This window comes from Streptomyces sp. NPDC048192 (genome assembly GCF_043202415.1).
Taxonomy (GTDB): Bacteria; Actinomycetota; Actinomycetes; order Streptomycetales; family Streptomycetaceae; genus Streptomyces.
Map to the genome: position 1 here is coordinate 189,836 of NZ_JBIDAL010000015.1, position 26,161 is coordinate 215,996.

At 71.8% G+C, this 26,161-nt stretch carries 14 protein-coding genes; 10 read left to right on the forward strand and 4 right to left on the reverse strand.

The genetic code is table 11. The features are described from left to right. The first annotated feature begins 172 nt into the window (after positions 1–172). Together ACGFZN_RS30020 and ACGFZN_RS30025 are read left to right on the forward strand one after the other, a co-directional pair. Positions 173–4,441 (forward strand): hypothetical protein, encoded by a 4,269-nt coding sequence (locus ACGFZN_RS30020; protein ID WP_393861590.1) that lies wholly within the window; start codon positions 173–175, stop codon positions 4,439–4,441. Between the two features lie 139 nt (positions 4,442–4,580). Continuing rightward, positions 4,581–5,528: a bifunctional riboflavin kinase/FAD synthetase gene (locus ACGFZN_RS30025; RefSeq protein ID WP_393861591.1), complete on the forward strand. Its 948-nt coding sequence runs from the start codon at positions 4,581–4,583 to the stop codon at positions 5,526–5,528. Between the two features lie 111 nt (positions 5,529–5,639). Here the strand turns inward: ACGFZN_RS30025 and ACGFZN_RS30030 are convergent, their stop codons facing one another. The 3 genes from ACGFZN_RS30030 to eccE form a co-directional block, all read right to left on the reverse strand. Then, positions 5,640–8,753, reverse strand: a complete 3,114-nt coding sequence (locus ACGFZN_RS30030; protein WP_393861592.1) for an SCO5717 family growth-regulating ATPase — start codon at positions 8,751–8,753, stop codon at positions 5,640–5,642. A 347-nt stretch (positions 8,754–9,100) separates the two neighbouring features. Next, entirely contained in the window at positions 9,101–9,811 is a 711-nt protein-coding gene (locus tag ACGFZN_RS30035) for a hypothetical protein (RefSeq protein ID WP_393861615.1), read from the reverse strand. Between the two features lie 65 nt (positions 9,812–9,876). Continuing rightward, positions 9,877–11,214: a type VII secretion protein EccE gene (eccE, locus tag ACGFZN_RS30040; RefSeq protein ID WP_393861593.1), complete on the reverse strand. Its 1,338-nt coding sequence runs from the start codon at positions 11,212–11,214 to the stop codon at positions 9,877–9,879. A 196-nt stretch (positions 11,215–11,410) separates the two neighbouring features. Here eccE and eccB point away from each other — a divergent pair, with 196 nt between their 5' ends. The 7 genes from eccB to ACGFZN_RS30075 all read left to right on the forward strand — a co-directional run bounded on the left by eccB (position 11,411) and on the right by ACGFZN_RS30075 (position 19,928). After that, complete coding sequence (gene eccB / locus ACGFZN_RS30045) at positions 11,411–12,934, forward strand: type VII secretion protein EccB (RefSeq protein WP_393861594.1); 1,524 nt, start codon at positions 11,411–11,413, stop codon at positions 12,932–12,934. Between the two features lie 11 nt (positions 12,935–12,945). Next, complete coding sequence (gene mycP / locus ACGFZN_RS30050; RefSeq protein WP_393861595.1) at positions 12,946–14,196, forward strand: type VII secretion-associated serine protease mycosin; 1,251 nt, start codon at positions 12,946–12,948, stop codon at positions 14,194–14,196. A 1,412-nt stretch (positions 14,197–15,608) separates the two neighbouring features. After that, entirely contained in the window at positions 15,609–16,061 is a 453-nt protein-coding gene (locus ACGFZN_RS30055) for a hypothetical protein (protein ID WP_393861596.1), read from the forward strand. Beyond that, the gene (locus ACGFZN_RS30060) at positions 16,058–17,833 is read left to right on the forward strand and encodes a hypothetical protein (RefSeq protein ID WP_393861597.1); all 1,776 of its coding nucleotides are present in this window, start codon (positions 16,058–16,060) and stop codon (positions 17,831–17,833) included. Before ACGFZN_RS30055 ends, ACGFZN_RS30060 begins: the two co-directional genes overlap by 4 nt. A gap of 81 nt (positions 17,834–17,914) precedes the next feature. Continuing rightward, positions 17,915–19,129, forward strand: a complete 1,215-nt coding sequence (locus tag ACGFZN_RS30065) for a S8 family serine peptidase (protein ID WP_393861598.1) — start codon at positions 17,915–17,917, stop codon at positions 19,127–19,129. Between the two features lie 114 nt (positions 19,130–19,243). Next, entirely contained in the window at positions 19,244–19,585 is a 342-nt protein-coding gene (locus ACGFZN_RS30070; RefSeq protein ID WP_393861599.1) for a WXG100 family type VII secretion target, read from the forward strand. A 40-nt stretch (positions 19,586–19,625) separates the two neighbouring features. Continuing rightward, positions 19,626–19,928 (forward strand): WXG100 family type VII secretion target, encoded by a 303-nt coding sequence (locus tag ACGFZN_RS30075; RefSeq protein ID WP_393861600.1) that lies wholly within the window; start codon positions 19,626–19,628, stop codon positions 19,926–19,928. A 301-nt stretch (positions 19,929–20,229) separates the two neighbouring features. Here the strand turns inward: ACGFZN_RS30075 and eccCa are convergent, their stop codons facing one another. Next, positions 20,230–24,195, reverse strand: coding sequence for a type VII secretion protein EccCa (gene eccCa, locus ACGFZN_RS30080; RefSeq protein WP_393861601.1), 3,966 nt, complete (start codon positions 24,193–24,195; stop codon positions 20,230–20,232). 300 nt (positions 24,196–24,495) lie between these two features. Here eccCa and eccD point away from each other — a divergent pair, with 300 nt between their 5' ends. After that, entirely contained in the window at positions 24,496–25,998 is a 1,503-nt protein-coding gene (gene eccD / locus ACGFZN_RS30085) for a type VII secretion integral membrane protein EccD (RefSeq protein ID WP_393861616.1), read from the forward strand. Positions 25,999–26,161: the final 163 nt, after the last annotated feature.

Below are 26,161 nucleotides of genomic sequence, written 5' to 3' on the forward strand. Positions count from 1 at the left end.
CCACCCCTAGGGTTATCCAGCGGCTCCCGCCTATTCACCCGTCCGGGCAGGCGCTCGGAGTGAACCGGGGGAGCGGAAGGGGGCGCGTTCGCCACGCGATCTGTCCCGTAGATCATCCTGCGCCTTACCGTCGCAGGAGAGGTCACGCGGGCGAGAGCGGGGAGGTACGGCCATGGCGGAACGGGGTCCGCGCACCGGAGACGCTCGCCGGCCGCCGACGGACGGCTTCCGCGGCCCCGGCGGGGACCGCACGGCCGCCGGGGACACGGCCGGTCCCCACAGCGCGCCGGGCGCCGGCGCCGTCGGCTACACCACGGGCGCGGCCTGCTTCGAACACGCCGCACGCACGGCCGGCGGCACGGACACGCCAGGTCCCGGCACGGCGGCCCCGTCCGTCCCCGGCGCCGTCACCGACCACCCGCACCCGCCCCTCGTCCAGATCCGCGACCTCGCCGGGCGGCCCCGGGGCCTCGGGTTTCTCGCCGATCACCAGGGCACCCTGGTCACCAGCCACGAGGCCGTCGACGGCCTGCCCCGGCTCGTGCTGCAGACGGCGGGCGGCGACCGCACCTGCGTGGTGGCCGCCGATGCCGTGACTCCGCTCCCCGCCCTCGACCTGGCCCTGGTCCGCACCGACGGCCTGGGCCTCGACCCGCTGCCGCTGACCGTCCGGGACCGGATCGACGCCGGAACCTACGTACGGCTCCCCGCGGGCTGCTGGCGGGAGGCGCGGATCCTGGCCGCGACCGAGGTGACGTACACCGCCACCGACCGCTTCCACCTCCTGCCCGACGCGCTGGAGCTGGCCATCGGCACGGCCGGGCGGGACGCGCTGCGGCTGGGCGGCGGCGCGGCCGGGGGACCGGTGCTGGACGCGCGGACCGGCGCTGTCCTCGGCGTCCTCGGCACCGCCCTGCACTCCGCACAGCGCGACACCGGGTTCGCGGTGCCACTGCGGCCCACCGGCGGTCCCCTCGCCGAGCTGCTCGCCCGCAACGCGGCGACCGTGCCCGCCTACGGCGCCGACCTCAACCTGGCCGGCATCCTGCAGCTCACCGGGACTTCGGTCGGCCAGGACGGCCCGCAACGGTCCCTCGCCGGCACCGTGGAACCGGTCGAGCGCCCCGATGTCGTCAGGGAATTGGCCGCCTTCACCGACGGCGGCCGGTCCGTCCTCGGGCTCGTCGGCGCCCCGGGCAGCGGCCGTACGACGGTACTGGCGGACCTCGCCGCCCGCCGGGCCCATGGCGAGCGGCCCGCCCCGACCCTGTGGCTGCGCGGCGCCGACCTGGAGGACACCGACGCCTCCCTGGCCGACGCGGCCCGCCGCGCCCTGGAACGGGCGGCCCGCATCGTCGCCGCGGCCCGCCACGCCCACCCCGACTCCCTCGGCGACCTCACCCCCGACGACCTGGCCCAGCTCGCCGCCCGCGCCGGCCGCCCGCTCCTGCTGGTCCTGGACGGCCCCGAGGAGATGCCCCCCGTCCTCGCCCACCGCCTCCCCGACTGGACCCGGGGCACGGCGGAGTGGCTCCGCCGGACCGGCACACGTCTGGTGGTGGCCTGCGGAGAGGAGTACTGGGAGCATGCGGGAGCGGAATTCCCCACCGACCTGCTGCACACCCCGACGCCTCCCACCGCCCCCGCAGGACCCCGGGCCACCGACGTCTTCGTCGCTCCGGGTGGGACCGAGACGGGCGACGTGGCGGTGTCGGCTGCGGGGGGCTGCGGGGTTTTCGTCGGTGGGGGTGCGGCCGAGGTGGGCGACGTGGTGGCGGCGGGTGCGGGGCGCTTCGCGGGTTGCGCTGCTCCGGGTGTGGCCGAGACCGTCGAGGCAGCCGCGTCCGGTGCGGGAGCCTCCGGGGCTTTCGTCGACCCGGCCCTGAGCGAGACCGCTGACGTGGCTTCGCCGGGCGCCGGGACGTCCGGGGTTTTCGTCGCTCCGGCCGTCGTGGCGACCGCGCCGGTCACCGGCACGCCCTCCGCCGCCTTCACGGCCCTGCCAGGCGCCGCGACCGCCGGTGCTTGCGCCACTCCGGTCGCCGCTGGCACCGCGGCCACGTTGCCCGGCACCAACATCGCCATCGCGCCCGGCGCCAAGCTCGGCACCGCGACCTTCCGCACCGCCCACGCCACCCCCGCCGCCGATGCGGTCGGCACAGGCCTCCCCGCCTCCCTCCCGCCCTGTCTGCGCCTTACCGACCTGACCGACGACGAGGCCAGGCTGGCCCGGGCCCGTTACGGGCTGCCGGACGGCCTTCTGGCCGAGCGTGATGCCCGGCACCCGCTCACCCTGCGGCTGCTGGCCGAGGTGCGGGCCGCCGCGCCGGACGTGCAGGCCGGTGCCGTGCCGCTCGACCGGCATGACGTGTTCGCCGCTCACCTGGACCTGATGTGCCTGCGGATCGCGGTCCGGCTCGCCGCCGAGGGCGGGCTGCGCGGGACGCCCGTACGCCTGCTCGCCGCGCGGGTGGCCGGGCAGGTGCACGAAGCCGCCCGGCGGAGCCTCGGCCCGGGGCAGGGGGAGCTGGACCGGGCGTCGTTCGAGGCGGTGTTTCCCTGGGGGCCCGCCCCGGGACGGCTCGGCGGCGGCACCGGCTGGGCGTCCGCCGTCCTCGCCGAAGGCCTCCTCGTCCCGGCCGGCCGCGGCTACCGCTTCGCACACGAGGAACTGGCCGACTGGATCCAGGGCATGCACCTCGATCTCGACGCGGCCCTGCACGCCCTGGTCCACCGCGCCGGCGCCCCCCACCCGGTGCCCGTGCCGCACCACCGCGCCGGCCCGGTCGTACAGGCCCTGCTGCTCCTCGGGCGGCAGCGCGGCCACCGGCAACTCGCCGCCCGGCTGCGGGACTTGACGGACGCCCTGGACCGTGACCCCGGCTCCTGGTGGGCCGCGCGACTGCTCGCCCGCACCCTGCTCCAGGTCCCGGACGCCACGCCGTACACGGAGGCGCTGCGGCGGCTCGCGGACCGGATCGTCGCCTGGCGCCGCGCCGCGCTGCCGGTGCCGGCCGAGTTCGGTCCCGGTTTCTGGACCGAACTGCCGGTCACCGACACCGAGCGGCTCGACCTGCTGCGCCGGCTCGTGCCGGCCGACCAGGCGCCCTCGGAGCCCGGCGAGCGCTACCTCGACGCCGTCGCCCGGCTGCTCGCCGCCGCCCCCGCCGTCGTACAGCCGGCGCTGATCCGCTGGTTCGACGACGAACGGCCGCTGCCCGCGACCCCGCACGCCACCGTCGCGACCGCCGCGCAGGCCCTGCTGCACACCCACCGGCACGCCGCGCTGGACGACCTCACCGAGGTCCTGGCGGCGAGCGGGCACCGGCGCGCCGACGAACTGCTCGCCACCCTCGCCGAGGACGAGCCGGCCGCCGTCTGCCGGGCCGTCGACCGCTGGGCGCACGACGAACGCCCCGCCCGCCACCTGGCGGCCGTGACCCACGGGCTGCGCGCGGCCCGGTACGTCCACTCGGAAGCCGACCGCCGGCTGCTGCGCTACGCCGCCCTCACCCTGCTCGCCCGCCCCGCCGACCGCGCCCTGCACGGCGGCGCCCTCGCCCTGCTGGTACGCGATCCGCACAGCCGCGACCGGCACCTCGCCGCAGCCCTGCGGCACTTCGCCGACGGCGATCCCCATCTCCCGCCGAGCGCCCTTGCCCCCGCCCTGACCACCCACCCCGAACCGGTCCTCGATGCCTTCCGCGCCCGGCTGTGCCGCCCGGCCGGGACGGAAACCCACCAGGCAAGGGCGCACCCGGAGACGGCGGAGACACACCCGGAGACGGCGGAGACGCACCCGGGCACGGCGGAGACGCACCCGGGCACGGCGGAGACGCACCCGGACGAGACGCTGCGCACCCTCACCGACGTCACCACCCCGGCGCTCGCCCGCCGCGTCGCAGCTCTCCTGCGGGAGTCGGCACGGTCGCGCCCCTCGCTCGCCCGGCGCATCGCCGCCCACGTCGACCGGCGCCTCGCCGAGGGCCCCACCGTCCGGCCCGTACTGCTGCCCCTGGTCACCGGCCTGCTCGACGACGGACCCGACCACCTCCGCGCGGCCCTCGCCGGCGTCCTCGCAGCGGCCGGCACCCCCGCCTGCCGGCCGCTGCGCCGGGAGCTGCTGGAGCCGCTGCTCGCCCGGGAACAGGACCCGTCCGTGGTGGACGCCGTCCTGCACGCCGCCGCCACCGGACACGGCGACGACCGGGAGGAGGAGGTCCGCGGACTCGTCCACCGCGCCGGCCTGCTGCTCGTCCGCACCCCCGAGGGCGCCGCCCGCTTCGACCGCGGCCTGGTCGACCTGGGGCGGCAGGTGCCCGGTTTCGCCGCCCGCATGACCGGCTGGCTGGCCGCCGCCCCGGACGAATGGGCCGCCGTGGTCGGCCCCAGCACCCGCCGCATGCTCGAGAACCTCTCGGGCGTCGGTGTACCGGCATGAGCGGTGACGGTCCGTGGCCGCGGACGTGCGCCCCGTCACAGCCCCGATACCGATGCGGGTCCGGGGCACCCGGCATGGCACCCTTAGACCTGCGCAAGTCTTAGGCGTCGTTTGGACACGGGTTCGAGGAGCGGTCACAGTGCAGCGCTGGCGTGGCTTGGAGGACATCCCCCAGGACTGGGGGCGCAGCGTCGTCACCATCGGTTCCTACGACGGCGTCCACCGCGGCCACCAGCTGATCATCAAGCACGCCGTCGACCGCGCCCGCGAGCTGGGCGTCCCCGCCGTCGTGGTCACCTTCGACCCGCACCCCAGCGAGGTCGTCCGCCCCGGCAGCCACCCGCCGCTGCTCGCCCCGCACCACCGCCGCGCCGAACTGATGGCGGACCTGGGCGTGGACGCGGTCCTCATCCTGCCCTTCACCACCGAGTTCTCGAAGCTCTCGCCCGCCGATTTCGTGGTCAAGGTCCTGGTGGACAAGCTGCACGCGAAGGCGGTCGTCGAGGGCCCGAACTTCCGCTTCGGCCACAAGGCCGCCGGCAACGTGGACTTCCTCGCCGAACAGGGCAAGGTGTACGACTTCGAGGTCGAGGTCGTCGACCTGTACCTCACCGGCGAGGCGGGCGGCGGCCTGCCGTTCTCCTCCACGCTGACCCGCCGCCTGGTCGCCGAGGGCGACGTCGAGGGGGCCCGGGAGATCCTGGGCCGCCCGCACCGGGTGGAGGGCGTGGTCGTGCGCGGCGCCCAGCGCGGCCGCGAACTGGGCTTCCCGACGGCCAACGTCGAGACGCTCCCGCACACCGCGATCCCCGCCGACGGCGTGTACGCCGGTTACCTGCACGTCGAGGGCGAGGCCATGCCGGCTGCGATCTCCGTCGGCACGAACCCGCAGTTCGACGGCACCGAGCGCACGGTGGAGGCGTACGCCATCGACCGCGTCGGCCTCGACCTGTACGGCCTGCACGTCGCCGTCGACTTCCTCGCGTACGTGCGCGGCCAGGCGAAGTTCGACACGCTGGAGGCCCTGCTGGAGCAGATGGCCGCCGACGTGAAGCGCTGCCGGGAGATCGTGGCGGCGGAGGGCTAGCCGCCGGCGGTTTCCCGGTTCCCCGGTTCCTCGCTTCCCCTGCTCCCGGGGGCCTCTGACACACGAGGGCGGCCGGTGCGCTGAGCACCGGCCGCCCTTTGCCGTGCGGTCCTACTGATGGGGCGGGGCCTGCGGCGGCTGGGGGTAGCCGTACGCCCCGGGCTGGGGCGGCTGCCCCTGCTGCTGCGGATACGGCTGCTGCCCCGGGGCGGCCTGCGGGTACGGCTGCTGCGGCGGATACGGCTGCTGTCCCGGCTGCCGCGGAGGATAGGGCTGCTGGCCCTGCTGCGGCGGGTACGGCTGCCCCGGCGCCTGCGGGTAGGGCTGGCCCGGCATGGCCTGGCCCGGCATCGGCGGGGCGGCCACCGGCGGCGGGTTGCCGTCGCTGGTCCACAGGCCGTGCGCCTGCTGGTGGCGGGTGAAGTCCTCGGCGACCAGCGCGGCCAGGTTGAAGTACGCCTCGCGCGTCTTCGGCCGCATCATGTCGAGGTCCACCTCGGCGCCGGCGGCCAGATGCTCGTCGAACGGCACGACCACGACCGCGCGGGTGCGCGTCTCGAAGTGCGCCACGATGTCCTCGACCTTGATCATCTTGCCGGTCTCGCGGACCCCGGAGATCACGGTGAGCGAGCGGGAGACCAGGTCGGCGTACCCGTGCGCGCCCAGCCAGTCCAGCGTCGTACTGGCGCTGCTCGCGCCGTCCACGGACGGCGTGGAGATGATGATCAACTGGTCGGCGAGGTCGAGCACCCCGCGCATGGCGCTGTACAGCAGGCCCGTGCCCGAGTCGGTCAGGATGATCGGGTACTGCCGGCCGAGCACGTCGATCGCGCGCCGGTAGTCCTCGTCGTTGAACGTGGTCGAGACGGCCGGGTCCACGTCATTGGCGATGATCTCCAGACCGGAGGACGCCTGCGAGGTGAACCGCCGGATGTCCATGTACGAGTTGAGGTACGGGATCGCCTGGACGAGGTCGCGGATGGTGGCCCCGGTCTCCCGGCGCACCCGCCGCCCGAGCGTGCCCGCGTCCGGGTTGGCGTCGATGGCGAGGATCTTGTCCTGCCGCTCGGTGGCGAGGGTGGAGCCGAGCGCGGTGGTGGTCGTGGTCTTCCCGACACCGCCCTTGAGGCTGATGACCGCGATCCGGTAGCAGGACAGCACCGGCGTGCGGATCAGCTCCAGCTTGCGCTGCCGCTCGGCCTCCTCCTTCTTGCCGCCGAGCTTGAACCGGCCGCCCGCCGCCGCGGGCCGCCCGCTCTTCGCCTTCTGCCGCTTGTTGTTGAGCAGCCGGTCCGAGGACAGCTCCACGGCGGCCGTGTAACCGAGGGGCGCGGCACCGGGGTTGGTGGGCTGCCGCTGGTCGTGCTGAACGGGCTGCGGCCAGGCGGCCCCGGAGCGCGGATCCACGGGCGCGTGCGGGGCCTGCGGGGCGTGGGGAGCCTGCGGGGCCTGCTGCGCCCCCTGAGCCTCGGCTGCAGGTGCGCCGCCCTGACCCTGCGGAGGCGGCGGGAACCCGTAACCGCCGGGCCGCGGCTGCGCGTTCGGGGTACCCGCCTGCACGCCGGGCTGCGGGAAGCCGTAACCCCCTGGCTGCGGCTGTGGCTGCGGCTGGGCGGTGGGCGGCTGGGGGAAGCCGTAACCGCTCGGCTCCGGCTGGGCGTTGCGGGTTCCGGGCTGCGGGAAGCCGTAACCGCCCGCCGGGCCGGGGCCGTTGGGGTGGGGCTGGGTTGCCGGGGGCGGCGGGAAGCCGTAACCGCTCGGTTGGGGCTGGGCGTTGGGGCCCGCGGGGGTCGGCTGCCCCGCCGGGTTCGGCTGTCCGGGCTGCGGTGCGGCGGGCGCGCCGGGCTGGTTCTGCTGCGCCTGGTTCCAGGCCGCGGGCGCGGGCTGAGGGGCCTGCGGCTGGAACGGCGGCTGCTGGCCGGGCATCGGGCCGGGTCCCTGAGCGGCCGCCGGCTGCGGCTGGCCGGGCATCGGGCCGGGCTGCTGCTGCACGGGCCACTGGGCCGCCGGAGCGGGCGCCGCGGGCTGGTACGACGGCGGCAGCGGGGGCACCCCGTTCTGCGGCGCGGGCGGAGGCGTCCAGCCGGAAGCGCCGTCCTGACCGCCCTGGACGGGCGCCGGCGGCACGGCGGCCTGCGGAGCGCCCGGCTGCGAGGCGCCGTCCGCCTGACCGCCGCTCTCCGGCGTGCCGGTCTGAGGCTCGCCGGATTGCGGGGCGGCGTCGGCGGCGGGGGAGACGCCGGGTGCCACGGCCTCCTGCGCGCCCGCGTCGGCGCCCGCGTCCGTGGACGAGGAGGCGTCCGACTGGGCGGCGTCAGGCGCGCCGTTCTCGGATGTCGCGTCGGCGGACTGGGCGGCGCCGGACTCGTCCTCGCCGGACTCGCTGTCCCCGGCCTCGGCGTCCTGCGCGGACTCGTCCGGAGCACCGGCCGTGTCCTCGGCCTCCGCAACGGCGTCGCTCCCGGCCGCGTCCTCAGGCCGGCCCTGCTCCTCGCCCTCACCCTCGACGTCGCCCTCACGCTCGCCGGGACTCTTGTCCTCCCCGGCCTCCTCCTGCAGGGCGGCGGCATCCTGCGCGGAACCGGCGGACCCCTCGTCCGACCGTTCCTCGTCCGACCGCTCCTCGGCAATGCCGTCGGCGCCCTCGTCCGGGCCCTTGTCGCCAGAACCGATCTGCTGGGCGGCGGCCGCCGCGCGCTCGGCGATCTCGGCCATCTCGCGCTTCAGGGCCACGGCGGAGAACCGCATGGTGGCCCCGCTCTCCAGGTCCCCGTTGCCGCTCTCCGGGTCTACGGCCGGCGCCGGAGCCTCCGGCTGTGCCTGCGGGGCGGCATGCGGCTGCTGCGGCTCGAATCCCTCCGGCAACCGGGGCATCGGGACGGGGTCCCCGGCGGGCGGCGCCGGAGGAGCGTAGGGCGCGGGCTGTGCCTGCGGGGGCGGCGGCGCGTACGGAGTGCCCTGGGGCGGCGTCCCCTGGGGCGGTCCGTACGGGGCGGCCTGCGCAGGAGCGGGCGGGGTGTACGGGGCACTGTTCGCCGGCGGAGGCGGCGGCACCGGCGACGACGAGGGCGCACCGGACGAACCCTGGGCGTTCTGCGTGTACCAGGCGGGCGGCGCGTAGTCGATGGTGAACTCGCCCGTCATCTCGATGGCGGACTCCGCGTCGGTCTGGTCGTCGTCGGGTGTGTCCCAGCCCCCGCGGATCCCGTCCCGATCGCTGTTCACAGTTCCTCCTGGTGTGGTCGAACACCCTCGTGCCGTGCCGGGGCGACCGTGTCGTGTCGTTCCGAGTCGTCCGTAGTCGTTCGGGGCAGTCCGAGTCGGCGGTCCTCCCCCTGGGACACCGATCGCCCGGTCAACGGGTTGTGCCATCGCGCCCGCTCCCAGCCTAATCACCACGAGCCGTCCCCCGGCAGGCCCGCCCGCCTCCGAGCACATGTCGACAGGGTCACCGTGCAATCGAAACGGCCCCGTTGACCCCTCGACCGCGCGCAGGAATTCAGGACTAATCGGCGGACAACGGGCGAACAGAGACCACGAGCGACCCGAACAAAACGGGTGGTAAGGGCAGTTCAGTCCATCCGGCGAGGAGTGCCCAACAATCCGATCTCGGCGTCGGTGGGTTGGGTCATCACGTACTGCCGGTCACGATCCGTGCACCACAGGGTGACGCCGTCGGGCAGTGCGGGCAGCGACTCCACCTCGGTCCGCGAAAGGCCCATCGTCCGACCCAGCTCGGCGGCCTCGTCCGGAGAGACCCGCTGGATTCCGGCGAGCCGTGCCTGGCGCAGCAGCCGGGGCGCGACCGGGCTGAGATACGGCAGGAGAGTCAGCACCGACTGCCAGGGCCCTGACACCACACGGCCGCGCGGGGGCCGCATGCCGCAGTCGCGCACCACCAGCACGGGCGTTCCGGCGGAGGCACCCTGCGGAGGCACCCGGCCGACGTCATACACGGACAGTCCGTTCTGCCCGCCTCCCATGGCGTGCACCATCTGCATCCAGGCCTGCGGCCGGCCGGTCTCGACGGCGACCCGCGCGCCCGTGGCCGCCGAGCGCAACGCCAGCACCTGCGCGGTCCACAGGCCACCGATCAGCACGACGTCGTACGGCGTCGGCCGGTTGATGCCCAGCACGGCCGGCTGGCCCTCGGCGTCGACCCCTGCAACGACGCCGTCGTCCCCGATGGGCAGGGCGAGCGTGTCCAGGTGCTGTGCGGGCAGTCCGTGCCTCCCGTGCCGGGGTCCGATCAACCCCAGTCCGTGTCGCAGCAGGTCGCCCATCCGGCGCGGCCCGGATGCCGCCAGTGCCTCACTGCCCTGCGTCGGGGATGTCGTCGGGATCGTCGTCACCGCGCACCTCCGAGGGGCAGCGTGGCCAGCATTCCGGGCAGTTGTTCACGGTCGAGGCGGGCCAGGCCGGCGCCCGCCTGCCGGGCCGCGCCCTCCAGCGCCCGTCGCGCTGCCACGAGTTCGTCGTCGCTGCGGCCGGTCACCCGCAGATGCGCGGACAGGGTGACCTCCTGCCGCTCGCCGCGTGTGAGGGTGAGGCTGAACGTGGTCGCGAGGGCCGGTATCGCGGTGACCCGGGCGACGAAGTGCGGCAGGGACTCGCCCCGGCCGCCGCCCAGGTCGGGCCAGCGTCTGACCCAGTACGTCGTGTGCCGACGGTTGTCGCAGCGCCAGCTGCGCCCGGACTCCTCCGTGCGCCGCTCCCGGGCCTGGCTGCGCCCGGCCTCCGCCGTGACCAGCGGATTGGCGCAGGCTGAGGTGGCGAGCGCGGCGACCAGCTCCTCCTCGTCGAGCACGTGCGCCCGGAAACCGGCGCCGGTCAGCCGGCTCGCGAGATGGTCCGCGCTCCGCACGACGCACTTCTGGGCGCCGAGCAGCCCGCCACCGCGTGCGGCCACGGCCTCCGCGCACAGCTCGGGGTCGAGCTTCAGCGCGATCCAGGTGATGCGCACCGCCGGGGCCCCCGTCTGCTCCTGCAGCGGAAGGTAGTTGGACACGGCGACGGACTGCTGAGGCAGATGCAGCGCGGGCGCCGGCTGGGTGTGCAGCACGATCTGAGCCGACTCCAGACGGATCCCGTCCACGTCCAGAGCGTCCCGCACCAGGGCGACCGGCAGCGGCTGCCGACTCCGCTCGGCCCGCAGTGCGGTGGCGTCGGCCTCCGCCTGGAGCACGGCCGTGACGAAGGTGCCGTCGCCGACGACGCCCACCGGGCGCCGGTCACGGGGGCCGTAGGAGTACGTCCGCAGGGCGGGCTCGCACTCCACGGCAGGGACAAGTCCCGGCTCCGTACCGGGCGGTATCGATGTGCTCGCGGCCCGTTTCTGGCGCGCCCGGAGCTCCCGCGCGGTGGCGAGCCACTCGGGCAGGGAACGGCCCCGCCGCCGTACGAAGGCCAGCAGGACCAGCGCGACGGCCACGACTGCGGCGGGCACGAGCGCGACCATCCCGATGGCGAGGCCGACCACCAGCGCGGCGGCCGCCAGCTCCACCAGCACGAGCCGTTGCAAACGGAATGAACCTGCCTGGCCCGGCCGCGGCCTGAGGGCGAGCGTGATCTGCTGCTGCGCGACTGCGCGCTGGGCGGACCTCTCGCCTGTCGGCGACGCGGACCCGGCCGCGCGACCTCGTGCCGCCGATCGGCCGCGCGCTCGCGTCCGCGTTCCGGAAGCCATCACGGCATCCCCCCGATTTGCTCACAACTCGCTGGAACCAGGCCACTGAACAAGGCCCTTGAGTGCCCCGGTACCCTACCCGCTCCGCAAGACTCGTTCCGTACCAGGCATAGTAGGGGCCGGGTCCGACAACGGAGGGCGGGGGAGCGTGGTGCCCCGGCGCTCTTCGCGTGAGTCACGGGGAGAAAAGGCACAGATGGCATCTCGGCGGGACCAACTCAACGCCTACACCTTCGCGAAGCGTCGCATGCTCGCGTCGTTCGTGCAGTCCTCACCGGATGCCTCCGATGAGGGGGCGCCGCGGCCGCTGCGTGCAATCCTGCCGGGCTCCATCGTCGGTGTCGTCGTCCTCGCCGCCTTCGGCGCCTGGGGCATGTTCAAGCCGACTGCCCCGCAGGGCTGGGACAAGCCCGGGCAGAACGTGATCATCGCCAGCAAGTCCACCACCCGGTACGTCGTACTGAAGACGCAGGGCAAGGTGCAGCTCCACCCGGTCCTCAACATGGCGTCCGCCAAACTCGTCCTCGACAGCCAGAACGACGTCAACGTCGTCACCGTGGACGAGTCGATCCTCGACAACGGCAAGATCCCCCACGGTGTCACCATCGGCATCCCCTACGCCCCCGACCGCCTGCCCTCCGGCAAAGAGGCCGGAGCGGCCAAGGAGTGGGCCGTCTGCGAACGCCCGAGCGGCAGCGGAAGCTCCATCCAGAAGGCCGCGTTCGTCCTGGCCGAGCGCGACCAGAAGCTGACCGAGGGGCCGGAGAAGCTGCACGGCGGCGAACTCCTCTACGTCACCACCCCGACGGACAAGAAGCAGTACGTGGTCGACGCGCAGGGCACGGCGTACCCGGTGGACGCGTCCGACCCCCTCCTGCTGCAGACCCTCGTGGGCGACCGCAAACCGCAGCAGGTGACCAGGTCATGGATCGACACCCTGCACCCGGGCGACCCGATCAGGATCCCGTCGATCCCGGGCGTCCCGGGCGCCGCGGCGAACGCACCCGGTGAGCTGGGCGATGCCGACAAGGTCGGCATGGTCCTCAGGGCGCCGATCAACAGCCATGAGCGGTACTTCGTGGTGCTGCCCGGCCGGGTCGCGCCCGTCTCGGACTTCGTCGCCCAGTTGCTGCTGGTCAGCAGGGACCTCGTCAAGCTCGGCCAGGCCGGACACGCCCAGGAGGTCAGCGCGGGCGCCATCAAACAAGACGCGCCGTTCGCCGCCGACCACAAATGGCCCACGCAGACCCCCAGCGCCATCAACGACGCCTCCACCGCCGACGGCAGCCGCAACACGATCTGCACCGTCCTGAACCACGTCGATCCCGACAACGGAAACACCACCCTGACCACCTGGGCCGGGAAGGACTTTCCGGCGGTCCTGCCCACGGGCTCCTCCAGCGCGTACGTCACCGCCGGCTCCGGCCAGCTGTACCGCCAGTTCCAGGGCACCGCGACCAAGGACGGCCCGGTCTTCCTGGTGACCGACACCGGCCTGCGCTACGCCCTGCAGTCCAACGACGACAGCGCCACCGACGACAAGGGCATCGGCATCACTCCCAAACAGCGCAAGGAACTCCAGCAGGAGGCCGAGCTGGCGCAGACCCGCCTCGGCTACGCAGGCGTGAACCCGGCTCCCGTCCCTGCGGCGTGGTCGGAGTTCCTGCCGACGGGCCCGCGTCTGTCCACCGCGGCCGCACGCCAGCCGCAGGGGTCGTGAGAGATACGCCGATGCGATCCACACTGCGCACCCGTACGACCCTGGCGGCGACGCTGGCCGTCACCGCCTCGCTGCTGGCGGCGCCGATGGCCGCCGCGGACTCCGTCTCCGACCAGTGCACGTTCTCCAAGAGCAACCACAAGTACACCGGCACCCCGTGGGCCCTGCAGCGCGTCAACCTCGACGAACTGTGGAGCCAGTCCAAGGGCAAGGGCGTGAAGGTGGCCGTGATCGACACCGGCGTCGACACGAGCAACCCGCAGCTGACCCAGGCGGTGAACGCGTCCTTGGGGGAGAACCTCCTTCCCGCGAAGGACGGCAACGGCAAGCCGGTCGACGGCGCCAAGTCCAAGCCCACGACCGACACGGTCGGCCACGGCACGCGCGTGGCGGGCATCATCGCCGCCCGTCCCATGAAGGGCACCGGCTTCGTCGGCCTTGCCCCCGAGGCCACGATCATCCCGATCAAGCAGAACGACGCCGAGGGCCACGGCACCTCCGATCGCCTTGCCGCGGCGATCAGGCATGCGATCGCGGTGGGAGCGCAAGTCATCAACATCTCTCAGGACACCGCGAACGCCGTGCCTCCGGGTGATGCCCTGCACAACGCGATCGACGATGCCCTCAACCGCAAGATCGTGGTGGTCGCGTCGGCGGGAAACGACGGCCTCGACGGCAACGTCAAGCCGACCTATCCCGCTTCCTACCCCGGAGTCCTGGCCGTCGCAGCCTCCGACCGCAACAACGAACGCGCACCCTTCTCCCAGTCCGGGGACTGGGTCGGAGTCGCCGCTCCGGGTGTCGACATGATCTCGACCGTGCCCAAGGGCGGCCACTGCTCCGACAACGGCACGAGCTTCTCCGCGCCGTACGTGGCCGGAGTCGCCGCGCTGATCAAGGCCAAACATCCCGATTGGACGGCCCGCGAGGTCGTGGCCCAGATCGAGCAGACGGCGGAGCGCTCCATCGCCGGCCACGACCGACTCGTCGGCTGGGGCGTGGTGGACCCGGTCCGCGCTCTCACGGAGGACGATCACCCGATCGAGGCGCCCCGGCCCGACGCCGGCCTGACTCATGTGGAGGCCCCGACCCCCGCCAAGCTCACGCTGGGGGAAACTCCCCAGGAGCGCACCGCCCGCATCGCCACGTACGTGGCCATCGGCGTGGCCGTACTGGTGGCGGGCCTGAGCGGAGGCGCGGTGGCCCTGCGGGACGCCCGGCGGAGGCGGCCGAGCGTGGAAGGGCAGGCCGTGAAGCACTGAATGGCCTGCTGGGGCTCGGAGGGGCCGATACGCCCGCGCGAGGCCCATGGGTCAGACGGGCCCTGTGCATGACGAGCCCGAACACCCGTGAGCTGGTGTGCGAACGGTGCGGCGTTTCGGGCGAGTGAGGCCAAGCCGTCACGCTGTTGTGCTTCTGTGGTGCTGCCGTGCTGCCTGAGCTCCACGACCACGCTCAGGTGTTCTCCGGAGCCTTGTCCGGCGCACGGGACGTAGATGGCGGCAACCCTGCTTGATCCGACCGCCTTGTCGCCGGCGTCGAAGGAGACGAGTGAAGAGGCCGGAGCGAACTGCGTCACCACTTCCTTCACCCAGCTGTCGGCCTTGTCGTACTCCAGCATTTGCGTCCTCGCGGCGAGAAGCATCTGACCATCGCCGCGTACGAAGCAAGAAGTGTCGTACGTACGGTCCTTGTCGTCGGTGCGCAGGTCGGTCATCGCGTCATCGAACGAATACGACGACTTGTCCGGTAGGACGCGCTTCAGCGCCGCAGCACTGCTGGAGGCGGACCCCAAGGTACGGCACACCTCCGACGCCTTGATCTCGCCCTTGCTCTCTTCGAAGGGAGGGAGCCCCGCCGTGTAGAGGACCACTGCCACGAGGCAGAGCAACAGCGCCGTTCCCCCGGCGAGCAAGGACTTGGTACGAGTGGATGCCAACGTCTCAGTCTTCCGTGTCGAGTTGCCGGGGAATTCCCTCGCCGTCGAGGTACTGGTGGACCAGGCGACCGGAGGTGTCGAACCCGTCCTGTGCCGAGGTGGCCACCGAGGCTTCGATCATCGGGCTCCACCACCGTCCACATGGTTCAGCTGCATGTGGGCCGACTGTCCGGAAGCGGCCTGCGCCTTGAGCTGCTCCCACTCGTCCCATGCCATGGAAGGGCCCCTTCCCCCGTGCGACTGATCCTGTGACCCGTCAAATTAGCAACCCGCACAGAGGAAAATCTCAACCATGTTCGTCATGTGGCGGATTGTTCGTGTGGAGATCCATGGCAGGCGTGGACGCAGTGGACATGGCAACTCGTGGGCTCATTCGCCCGCCAGGTCGGGTCGCGGCTTGCCACCCGTTGACCCTTCGGTGGCCTGGTGACCGCTTCCTTCATGGGTCGGTTTTGTGATTGCAAAGCTCCCGTCTCGCTGGTGTGTGGCGTCTCCCCGCTTGGATGCATGTGAAGCTTCTGCGCAGATGTCGGGGTGCTTCTGTCCTTATTGACCGCCTTGGCGGTCTTGGGTGACCCCGGACTCGGTCACTTCGGGACACCATTGCAACTGAGCCGTCACAGAGTTCAGTTGGCCGCGAATTGCACAGTGACTACAGTGGTCGGCGACGGACCCGGGGGGCGCTTCTCCGGTCTGTCGCGAGTTCGATCAACGGGGAACGGGGAAGGGGCCACGGTGGGTGACGGTGGCAGCGCGAATCTGAGGCGCGGCGCTGATGCGCTGTCGAAGTTCAGTGATGGGTTGAGCAACGCGCTGACGGCGTTCGAGAAATCTCCTGCAAGCCCGTCCCAGCTCGGGCACCACGGGCTTGACCGCAGGTCGTTCGGCGGTGGGAAGATCCCGTTCTCGGAGGCGGACTTCCTGCACGACAGGTACTCGGACGTGCATGACGTGCTCATGAGCATGTCGTCGACCTTGCGCCTGCACATCGAGGCTCTGCAGTTGGCCGCGCGCTCGGCAGATGCCACGTACGACGGTACCGAGGACGAAGTGCGGCGTCGGTTCTGGGAGATCAAGGCCAAGATCGATCGCGAATACGAGAAGACGCACCCCGAGAAGCACCAGCAGCCTCAGAAGGACACGAGGCAGCACACCGACGACAAGTCTGTGGGGGTGAGCACTCAGTGAGCGACGACTGGAAGCAGCGGCCCCAGTACAAGAGCGGTCTCAAGGAAGCGAACGTGCTGGCCGGCGCGTCCGACGCGCTCGCCATGGTCGACAACTTCCTCAGGGGCATGCCGTTCGGCAGGAGCCAGTTCGACGAGTGCGACCTCAACGACATGATCGACGCGGTCGAGCAGGCCAACCCCGAGCATCTGGAGATGGCCGGCAAGGCCATCTGGGATGCCCGCGACGCCATCAGTGCCGCCGCCAAGGACTTGCGCAAGTACGTCGACAACGTCGACTGGGAGGGCGAGGGCGCCACGTCCTTCCACGCGTACGCCACCTCGCTCCTCGCGTGGGCAGGGGAGTTCGAGGACTACGCGCACAACGTCGGTGCGGAGGTAACTGCCGCCGCCACGGGCCTGGCCTCCGTGTCCAAGTCCATGCCCCAGGAGCGGGACCCCCGCCCCGCCGGCGAGCAGAAGCGGCCTTGGCTGCTGCCCAAGGCCAAGCAGGTCGACAGCAACCCGGACTACGTGCTCGCGCAGAAGGTCGAGAAGAACCGGCAAGAGGCCATCAACCAGATGAACCGGTTGGCCTCCTATTACTCGGTGGCCGGCGGGACGTTGCAGTCGCAGCCCAAGCCGTCCATGGCGAAGATCGACAAGCTTCCGGACTTCGGGGTGCCGCGGCCGTCAGGCTCACGCGATGAGATTCGCCCGTATGGCACCGGGACGCCGACGGCCTCGGCCCGGCGAAGCATCGCAGGCGGCGACAACCCGGTGGTCGGCTCGCACGACACAACGGCAGGCGGCGCGGTGCCGCATCCCAGGGAGGTGCACGCACCCAGCGTGCATCCGGTCGGTCACGATGTCGGCACGGAAATCAACACCGTCGGTACGCTGCCTCCCCCGGCACACACCACACAGCCCGGTCTCCCCACGCCGACTCTTCCGACGGCTGGGGGCGGAGGGCCGACCCCCACGCCCCCGCTGGGGCCCGGACCGATGGTTCCGCCGATCGCGCCGACTGGCGGTCGCACCACGGGCTATCGGCCGACCAGCCGGCTCCCGATTTCGACACAGGGGCGCACGGGTCCTTCGGGCACTGCAGGTGGCCGAGTGCCGCAGGAGCCCGAGGAACAGGTCGGGCGTACCGTCACCGGCGGCCGTGTGCCCCAGGGGCCCATGGGGCAGGCTGCCCGCGCCGTGGGGCGTACGGCGACTCCGGCCGGTGAGTCGGCGGTGCGTGGGCCCGCTCAGCAGGCCGGGCGCTCCCCGCTGGGGCGTGGCATCACCGGCGGAACGCCGAGAATGACCAACACCCCTGGTGAGCGTGCCGGAGCGGCCGGCCCGACCGGTGCCGTGCGCAATGGTGTTGTGGGCGGCAAGCCTGTCACTGGTCGTACGGCGGGAGCGGCGCCCAATTCCCGTGTGCCGCGCGGTATGGTCGTCGGCGCTGATGAGCCGGTCTCCTCGGCGCAGCCGAAGGGCCCCCTCGGGCAGCGAGGAGTGGTCGGCGCGCCCGCGGTGAGGGACGAGTCCGGTACCGGCCAGTCCGTGCTGCGTTCGGCAGGCAATCCCGAGGGTGTGATCGGTGCGCCCCGGAATGCCGCCGGATCGGCACCCGGAGGAGGCTCCGAGGCCGGCGCCCGTGGTGCAGGGCTCGGCCGTGGTGCGGTCGGCAACCGCCAGGCCCCGGACGAGGGGACCGGCCGTGTCGGCGGGCCCGCCGAGAAGCAGCAGCACCGCCCGTCGCAGAAGCAGCGGCGTGACGCGCCCAAGAAGCGTGACTGAACACGAGCGAGGACTTACACAGGCATGAAGCCAGGGACCGGCCGACGCGGTAGAGGTATTGACCTCCCGAGGAGGCGCAATGTGAGACGCCTTGCGGCGGTGTGCTCGGCACTGGGCGCATTGGTTGTCGGCTCCGCTGCGCTGGCTCCCGGGACAGCCGCGGCCTCGGACACTCAGTCGAAGCAGTGGTACCTGAAGTCCATGGGCGCCGACGAGATGTGGAAGTACAGCACAGGCAAAGGGGTGAAGGTCGCCGTTATCGATACCGGGGTCAACTCGGCGACTTCGTCACTCAAGGGGCAAGTGCTGGCCGACGAGCTGCCGAAATCCGTGCAGTACCGGGCCACTGAGGACTACAACGGTCACGGGACCTCGATGGCCGAGATCATCGCCGGAACAGGAGTGGGCGGCGGCATCAAGGGGTTGGCGCCGAGCGCCAAGATCATTCCGATTCGTATCTATTTGACTGACACACCTGGCGCCAAAGACGACCCGAAGTCACCCACTTCTGCGGAAGCGATCCGTGCTGCCGCCGACAGCGACGCAAAGATCATCAGCATGTCCTACAGCAGCCCTTACCCGGACCCCAACGAGGAGGACGCCATCAAGTATGCGGCCTCCAAGGGGAAGCTGATGTTTGCTGCGGTCGGCAATGATGGGGAGAAGGGCAAGGCTCAATACCCTGTCACGGAGCCCTACGTTGTCGGCGTCGGCGCTATCGACAGTTCCGGAACCGTCGCCAAGTTTTCCACGAAGAGCAACTACGTCGACTTCGCAGCGCCGGGCGTCGACATTCCCGGCTGGTGCGACGCCAAGTTCACCGAGTACTGCACCCCTTCGGGAACCAGCCCCGCCACCGCCATCGCCTCCGCCTCCGCCGCCCTCGTCTGGTCGGCTCACCCCAACTGGACGGCCGACCAGGTCCTGCGGACGCTCCTGGACACCGCGGGCCGCTCCTGGCCGAAGGACAAGCCCAGCAGGTATCTCGGTTACGGCCTCATCCGCCCGCGTCGCGTGCTGATCAACAAGAACATCGACCCCGGTCCGGCCAACGTCGACCCCCTGGCTGCCGAGAACGGCGACGCCACCTCAGCCGCCGGTACTCCTGCGGCCAAGACCCCGTCCGGTAACCCGGCCAAGGACGCCGGATCCTCCAGCGGCGCCACCTCCGCCGCCGCAAAGAACGCCGGCTCCGGCAGCAGCACCCAGACCTGGTTGATCGTCGGCGCCGCAGCAGCCGTACTCGTCATCGGAGGCGCCGGATTCGCCGTGCTGCGTGCACGGCGTAACGCCTGACCGGTCCCTCGCGCAGCTGCTCATTCGCCGAATGGGCAGAGGTCCGCTTGCCACCGGTGCCGGCCGCCTCGAGCCGGCACCGGGCAAGGTCAGTTCACAGAGAAAGGCATCGAAATGGCCGCAGGCACTCAGAAGATCACAAAAGAATCAGTCGCAGGCCTTGAGCAGAAGCTTCTGGGGCAGTTCGACGACATCAAGGGCCAGGTCCGTCGACTCCAGGGCCTGATCGACTCGCTCGAGGGCCACTGGAAGGGCATCGGCGCCGGCGCGTTCAACGCCAAGCAGACCGAGATCAACGAGCACATGGTCCGGATCGGCAACATCCTGGTCGGGTTCATCGAGTCGATGAACACCACCATGAAGATCAACGACCACACCGAGGACGAGGTCCGCGCCAAGGTCCGGAGCATCGACGTACAACTCGGCGGCGCGCACTCGGCGCTGAACAACCTCTGATCACGGCCAGACCACTACTTCTCGGAACAACGGAGGAATCATGGGCGTCAACAACAGCGGCGTGACAGAGGTCCATTACGACGGCCTCGACCACATCGCGACCGAGATCGCCAACCAGGCCAAGAACCTGGAGGCCAGCCTCGAAACGATCAAGCGCGAGGTCCAGAACGTCTCGGGCATGTGGGAGGGCGAGGCCCACCAGGCGTACATCAAGAGGCAGGCCGAGTGGGACCGTGAGGCCAGGGCCATCCACGAGGCTCTCCACGCCATCGGCCGGGCCGTGCACGCCGCCGGCGGTGACTACATGGGCGGCGACAAGAAGGCCGCCAGCTACTTCCAGTAAGTGGCCGGGATCATCGGTACGTCGCGGTAGCGGGGTGGGCGCGCACGGAGGGTGCCCACCCCCAGTCGTGTTCGGGGGCTTTTCTTACGCTCATCGAAGCCTTGGTCCAGCTGGGAGATGCTGCCGGGAGCGTCGGCGCTGTGGACTCGTCGGCCGCATGCCGGGGCTCGGTGCAGGGCAGGTGGGCGGAGACGCGAGCACGGGCGACGAGAAGAGTCTGTCCCCGGTCGACCCAGTGCTCGGCGACGCGGTCGAGGGCGGAGCCCAGAGCGAAGCCCTGCTGCAGCCCCGCCTTCTCCCGTCAGTACTCCACCTCCACCAACCCCGTCTGAACCAACGGCTTCCCCCGCTTCCGCGACACGAAGACGCCTCGCCCCGCGGGCATCGGACGGGGCCGGACGCCGCCGAGGATGTCGCCCTCCGCCGGGTCGCCGGCCAGGACGATTCCCTGAGCGCCGAGTTCCTTCATGCGCTGCAGGAAGGGCTCGTAGGCGGCGCGGCTCGCGCCCGCGGAGGAGCGGGCGATGATGAAACGGACGCCGACGTCGCGGGCGAAGGGCAGCAGCTCCGTCAGGCCGCTGAGCGGGTTGCCGCTGGAGGTGGAGACGAGGTCGTAGTCGTCGATGACCACGTAGACCTGCGGGCCGCGCCACCAGCTCCGGTCCCGCAGCTGCTGCGGGGTGACGTCGGCCGTGGGGCTGCGGCGCTGCATGAGGTCGCCCAGGGCCGTCATGTGGTGGTCCATCTGGCTGGACATCGGGATGTACTCCGCCAGGTGGGAGGCGGGGGTGACGTCCAGCAGGGAGCGGCGGTTGTCGACGACGAAGAACTTCGCCTCGTCGCCGCCGTACCGCAGGGACAGCTGCCGGATCAGCAGCCGGAGCAGGTTGGACTTGCCGGACTCGCTCTCGCCGAAGACGAGGAAGAACGGGTCCTGCTCGAAGTCGACGAACACCGGCTCCAGGTTGTCCTCGTCCAGCGCGAAGGCCACGCCCTGCTTCGGCAAGCGGTCGCCCTGCGGCAGCTGGGCCGCCTCGAGCCGGCGCGGCAGCAGTCGCACCCTGGGTGCGCCCGGTGCCTGCCAGTGGCGGCCGACCTCGGTAGAGAGCGCCGCCGTGGCCTCGGCGAGGTCGGTGTCGGACGTCAGGCCGTCGATGCGCGGCACCGCCGCCATGAAGTGCAGCTTCTGGGGGGACAGACCGCGACCGGGAACGCCGGCGGGGACGTTCGCCGCCACCTTCCGGTCGATCTCCGAGTCCATGACGTCACCCAGGCGCAGCTCCAGGCGGTTCATCAGGTGGTCCTTGAGGTTCGCCCGGACCTCCATCGAGCGCGACGCGGTGATGACCAGGTGGATGCCGTACCCCAGACCGCGCGCGGCGATGTCGAGGACCGCAGGTTCCAGGCCCTCGTAGTCCGTGCGGAAGTTGCCCCAGCCGTCGATGACCAGGAAGACGTCGCCCCAGGGCTGGTCCGTCACCGAGATCTCGCCGCGGGCGCGGCGGTTGCGGTAGTCGGCGATCGAGGCGATGCCGGCGGAGCGGAAGTACTCCTCGCGGCGGGTCAGGACGCCGTACACCTCGGAGACCGTACGGCGGACGCGCTCCGGGTCGAGGCGGGAGGCGACGCCACCGACGTGCGGCAGGCCGTCCACCGCGGCCATGCCGCCGCCACCGAAGTCCAGGCCGTAGAACTGCACTTCGTGCGGCGTGTGCGTGAGCGCGAAGGAGCAGATCAGGGAACGCAGGAGAGTCGACTTGCCGGACTGGGGGCCGCCGATGATCTGCATGTGGCCCGCGGCGCCCGAGAAGTCGAGCATGAGGCGATCGCGGCGCTGCTCGTACGGCTTGTCGACCAGACCGACCGGGACGACCAGTCGGCCGGCACCCTCGTAGTTCGGCTGGGTCAGACCGCGGCCCTCCACCGCAGCGAGGCCGGGCAGCAGCGCGTCCAGCGAGGGCGGGCTCTCCAGCGGCGGCAGCCACACCTGGTGCGCCGCCGGGCCCTGGGCCTCCAGCCGGCGCACGATCACGTCGAGGACCGTGTCGGCCAGCGCGTCGTCGACCTTGGGAGCCGACTCGATGCGCTGCTGAGGGATGGCCGTGTACTGCACCGGCACCTCGGTGGCTGTGAACAGCACCGGGCGCCGGTCCATCGGCAGGGGGCCCCCGCCCAGCGCGGCGCGTTGCGGGCCGGAACGGTACACGCCCGAGACGTACGCGGCCTTGAAGCGCACCATTTCGTCCGTGCCGAACTTCAGGAAGCCGGAACCGGGGACGTTGGGGAGTTCGTAGGCGTCGGGGACGCCGAGGGCGGCACGGGATTCCGCCGCCGAGAAGGTCCGCAGACCGATGCGGTACGACAGGTAGGTCTCCAGACCGCGCAGGCGGCCCTCCTCCAGGCGCTGCGAGGCCAGCAGCAGATGCACGCCCAGCGAACGGCCGATACGGCCGATCTGCACGAACATCTCGATGAAGTCCGGCTTCGCCGTCAGCAGTTCGCTGAACTCGTCGATCACCAGGACCAGCGACGGGATCGGCTGGAGCGGGGCGCCTGCCGCACGGGCCTTCTCGTAGTCGTGGATGTTGGCGTAGTTTCCCGCGTCGCGCAGCAGCTCCTGGCGGCGGTTGAGTTCACCGCGGATCGAGTCGCCCATGCGGTCGACCAGGGTGAGGTCGTCGGCCAGGTTGGTGATGACCGCCGCCACGTGCGGCATCTGTGCCATGCCGGCGAAGGTCGCGCCACCCTTGAAGTCCGCGAGGACGAAGTTCAGGGTCTCGGAGGAGTGGGTGACGGCGAGGCCGAGGACGAGGGTGCGCAGCAGCTCCGACTTGCCGGACCCGGTCGCACCGACGCACAGGCCGTGCGGGCCCATGCCTTCCTGGGCGGCCTCCTTCAGGTCCAGCATCACGGGCCGGCCGTCCACGCCGACGCCGATCGGTACGCGCAGACGCTCCGCCAGCGCGCGCGGGCGCCAGGTCCGCTTGGTGTCCACCGACGCCGCGTCGCCGAGGCCGAGGAGGTCGGTGAACTCCAGGTTCGCGAGCAGCGGTTCGTCGTCGTCGCCACCGGATGCCATGCGCAGCGGGGCCAGCTGCCGGGCCAGCGCCTCGGCGGACGCGTAGGACAACGCGTCCGGGGTGCCCTCGTAGACCTCTCCGTGCCCGGACTCCAGGCGCAGCAGGCCCGGTTGTACGACGACGGACAGGTCGCCGCCCGTCGTGGTGAGTTCTCCGGGCACGACCTCGACGACCGTGACGCCCTGAAGACCCTCCGGGTTGGCGAGCACCGAGTCCGGCATCAGGGAGATGTCGTCCAGGACGAGCACGATGTGCGGCGCGTCCAGCAGCGGTGACGCGGCGGGATGGAACCGCGGGCGGCCGGTCAACCGGAAGGACAGCAGGTCTTCCAGCTCGCGCGGGTCGGTGCCGATCAGGCGGCGGGTGCCCGCCCCGTCCACCTCACCGGAGGCCTGTACGTGCGGGAGCCACTTGACCCAGTCCCAGTGCGGCAGTGCCTCACGGCCCGCGGCCACCGCGATGACCAGGTCCTCGGGGGAGTGCAGGGACGCGAGTGAGCCGACCAGGGCGCGGGCGCAGGCCCGTACGGACTGCGGCTCACCGCTGACCGTGAGGTGGTAGAAGGCGCGCAGCGACACCGCCATCGGCAGGTCGCCGACGGTGCCGTGCGCGGCGAGGAAGCGCTGCATCGCGCCCGCGGTGAGCGGTTCCAACTGCTCGACCGGTCCCGTCTCGGGAGCGATGAGCGGGGTTGCCAGGGGCTGGGGGCCCAGTCCGACGCGCACATGCGCGAAGTCCTCGTCGCCCGGCCGCCGTTCCCACACCCGGCTGCCCTCTGCGACGAGCGCCCACAGCTGTTCGGGAGAGGGGTGCAGGTAGTACTGGGCGTCCCGCTGGGCCTTCGCCGTCTTCACGGCGGACCTGCGGGTCTGCGACAGATAGCTGAGGTAGTCGCGGCGCATGTCGGCCAGCTGACCCTGGGAGCCGCGGCGGAAGCGGACCACCATCGCGATGGACATCGCCACCGTCGAGGCAATCATGATCATGCCCATGATCTTCATGAACGGCTGACCGTTCGTGAAGAAGAACACCACCGAGCCGCCCATGCCCAGCGTGGGCAGGAGCTGCATCAGGACACTCTCCTGATGCCCCCGCGGGAGTTCGGGCGGTGGCTGGACAACGACCTCTTCCGTGGGCACTTCGGACGGCAGCGCCCTAGCGGGGCGCTTGACGACAATCTGGCTCACTGCTCACCAATTCCCTTGCCCGACCCAGGCTTTCCACCCGCCGCCCCGTGTCCGGCGAGCGCAGGCCGCCGCGTGATCCTACTGAGTTCACGGCGCACCGGTGAGCGGTAGGGTGCCGAATGTTCGCGTGAGCACACGCCGAGCATGCTGGACATACCCGGACAACCCCCTCGATGTCGAGGGGGGAAGGTCCCGGAACTCTGCCGCACGGCATTCGTGCCGCTGTGCGCGGGGCGAACCGGCACGAGACCTTCACGAAGTAGACGCACCACCACCACTGAGGGGGAGCAGCAGGTGAGCATGACGGCCGCCACCGGCGGACCCGGGACGGGAGCCCCGGTCGGGTCCGGTACCGGACTCGGCTTCTGCCGGGTCACCATCGTCGCGCCCGACAGCCGTATCGACGTGGCACTGCCCGACGACGTCCCGGTCGCCGACCTCTATCCGGAGATCCTCCGGCTGTCCCGGCAGAATCCCGAGGCGGGCGCCCCGGTCGGCTACCACCTCGTCCGCACCGACGGAACGGTGCTGGACAGCGCCCGCTCCTTCGCCGCCCAGCGCATTCTTGACGGCGAACTCCTCACCCTGCGCCCGTTCGCCGAATCCCTGCCACCGGCCGTCTTCGACGACGTCGCCGAGGCCGTCGCCTCCGCCGTCACCAAGCAGCACAAGCTCTGGAGCGGCGATCTGACCCGCGCGGCGGGCCTCGTCGGCGGCGGAGTGCTGCCGACGCTGCTCGCGTTCGTCGCCTGGACCGCCGACCCGCGCCACGACATGCACGGCCTGGCCGGCATCCTCGCGGCCGTCGCCGGTGTCCTGCTCGTCGTGCTCTCCGCGGTCCGCGCCCGGGTCTACGACGACCGCGGCTCGGCTGTCGCCCTCGGTCTGGGCGCGCTGCCCAACATCGGCGTCGCGGGCAGCGGACTGCTGCCGCTCACCCACGGCGAGGGCATCGGCAGGCTGCAGTTCCTGCTCGCGTGTGCCGCCGTCCTCATCGCGGCCCTGATCCTGACCCTGTGCTCCCCGCAGGGTGACGGCCCGTTCGTGGCCTTCGTGTTCGCCTCGGCGATCACCCTGGTCGTCGTCTTCGTCGCGACCCTCACCCACTGGTCCGCGACGGAGATGGCCGCCTTGTGCGCACCCGTTGCCGTGGGCGCGCTCGCCTTCCTGCCCGGCATGTCCATGCGTTTCGCCCGGCTGCCGATCGGTTTCGAAGCCCCGAGCAGCGGCGGCCCGAGCCGGTCCGCCTACGGCACCGATTCCACCGTGCCGGAGACGGTGGACACCGAGCGCGTCGAGGCCCAGGCCCGGCGCGGTCACGAACTCCTCGTCGGTCTCGTCGGCGGCTGCGCCGTGCTCGCCGTCGGCGCCTCGGCGGTGCTGGGCTTCTCCGACGACGTCTGGGCTCAGGTTCTCGCCTTCGCCACCGGCGTCGCGATGCTGATGCGCGCGGGCCTCTTCCGCTACACCGCCCAGGTCGCTCCCGTCCTCGCCGCCGGCCTGGCCTCCGTGGTTCTGCTCGGCCTCGGTCTCGCCCTCAACCCGCCGCGCCATGTGGTGCTCGAGGCGCTGACCGGCGACCGTACCGACCTCGACATCCGCACCATCTGGCTGATCGCCGCCATCGCCGCGGTCACGGCGGTGGTGACGGCGCTGGGCCTGATCCTGCCGCGGGGCGGTCTGACCCCGTTCTGGGGCCGCTTCCTTGAAATCTGCGAGGGCTTCGTCCTGCTCACCCTGATCCCGCTGGCTCTGGCCGTCTTCAACGTGTACGCGACCGCTCGGGCGATGACCAGCAAATGACCGACGCACGTCCCCAGGGCCGCCGGCGCTGAGCGTCACCCGGAGGCCCTGGGGGCCGGTTCATGCCGCTGCGTGCCACTCGAAGCCGGGACTCCACAAGAAGGCGATCACCCCACGCCGGTCGTGTGCGGCACAGTCGCAGTCACCAGCGACGGTCTGCGCC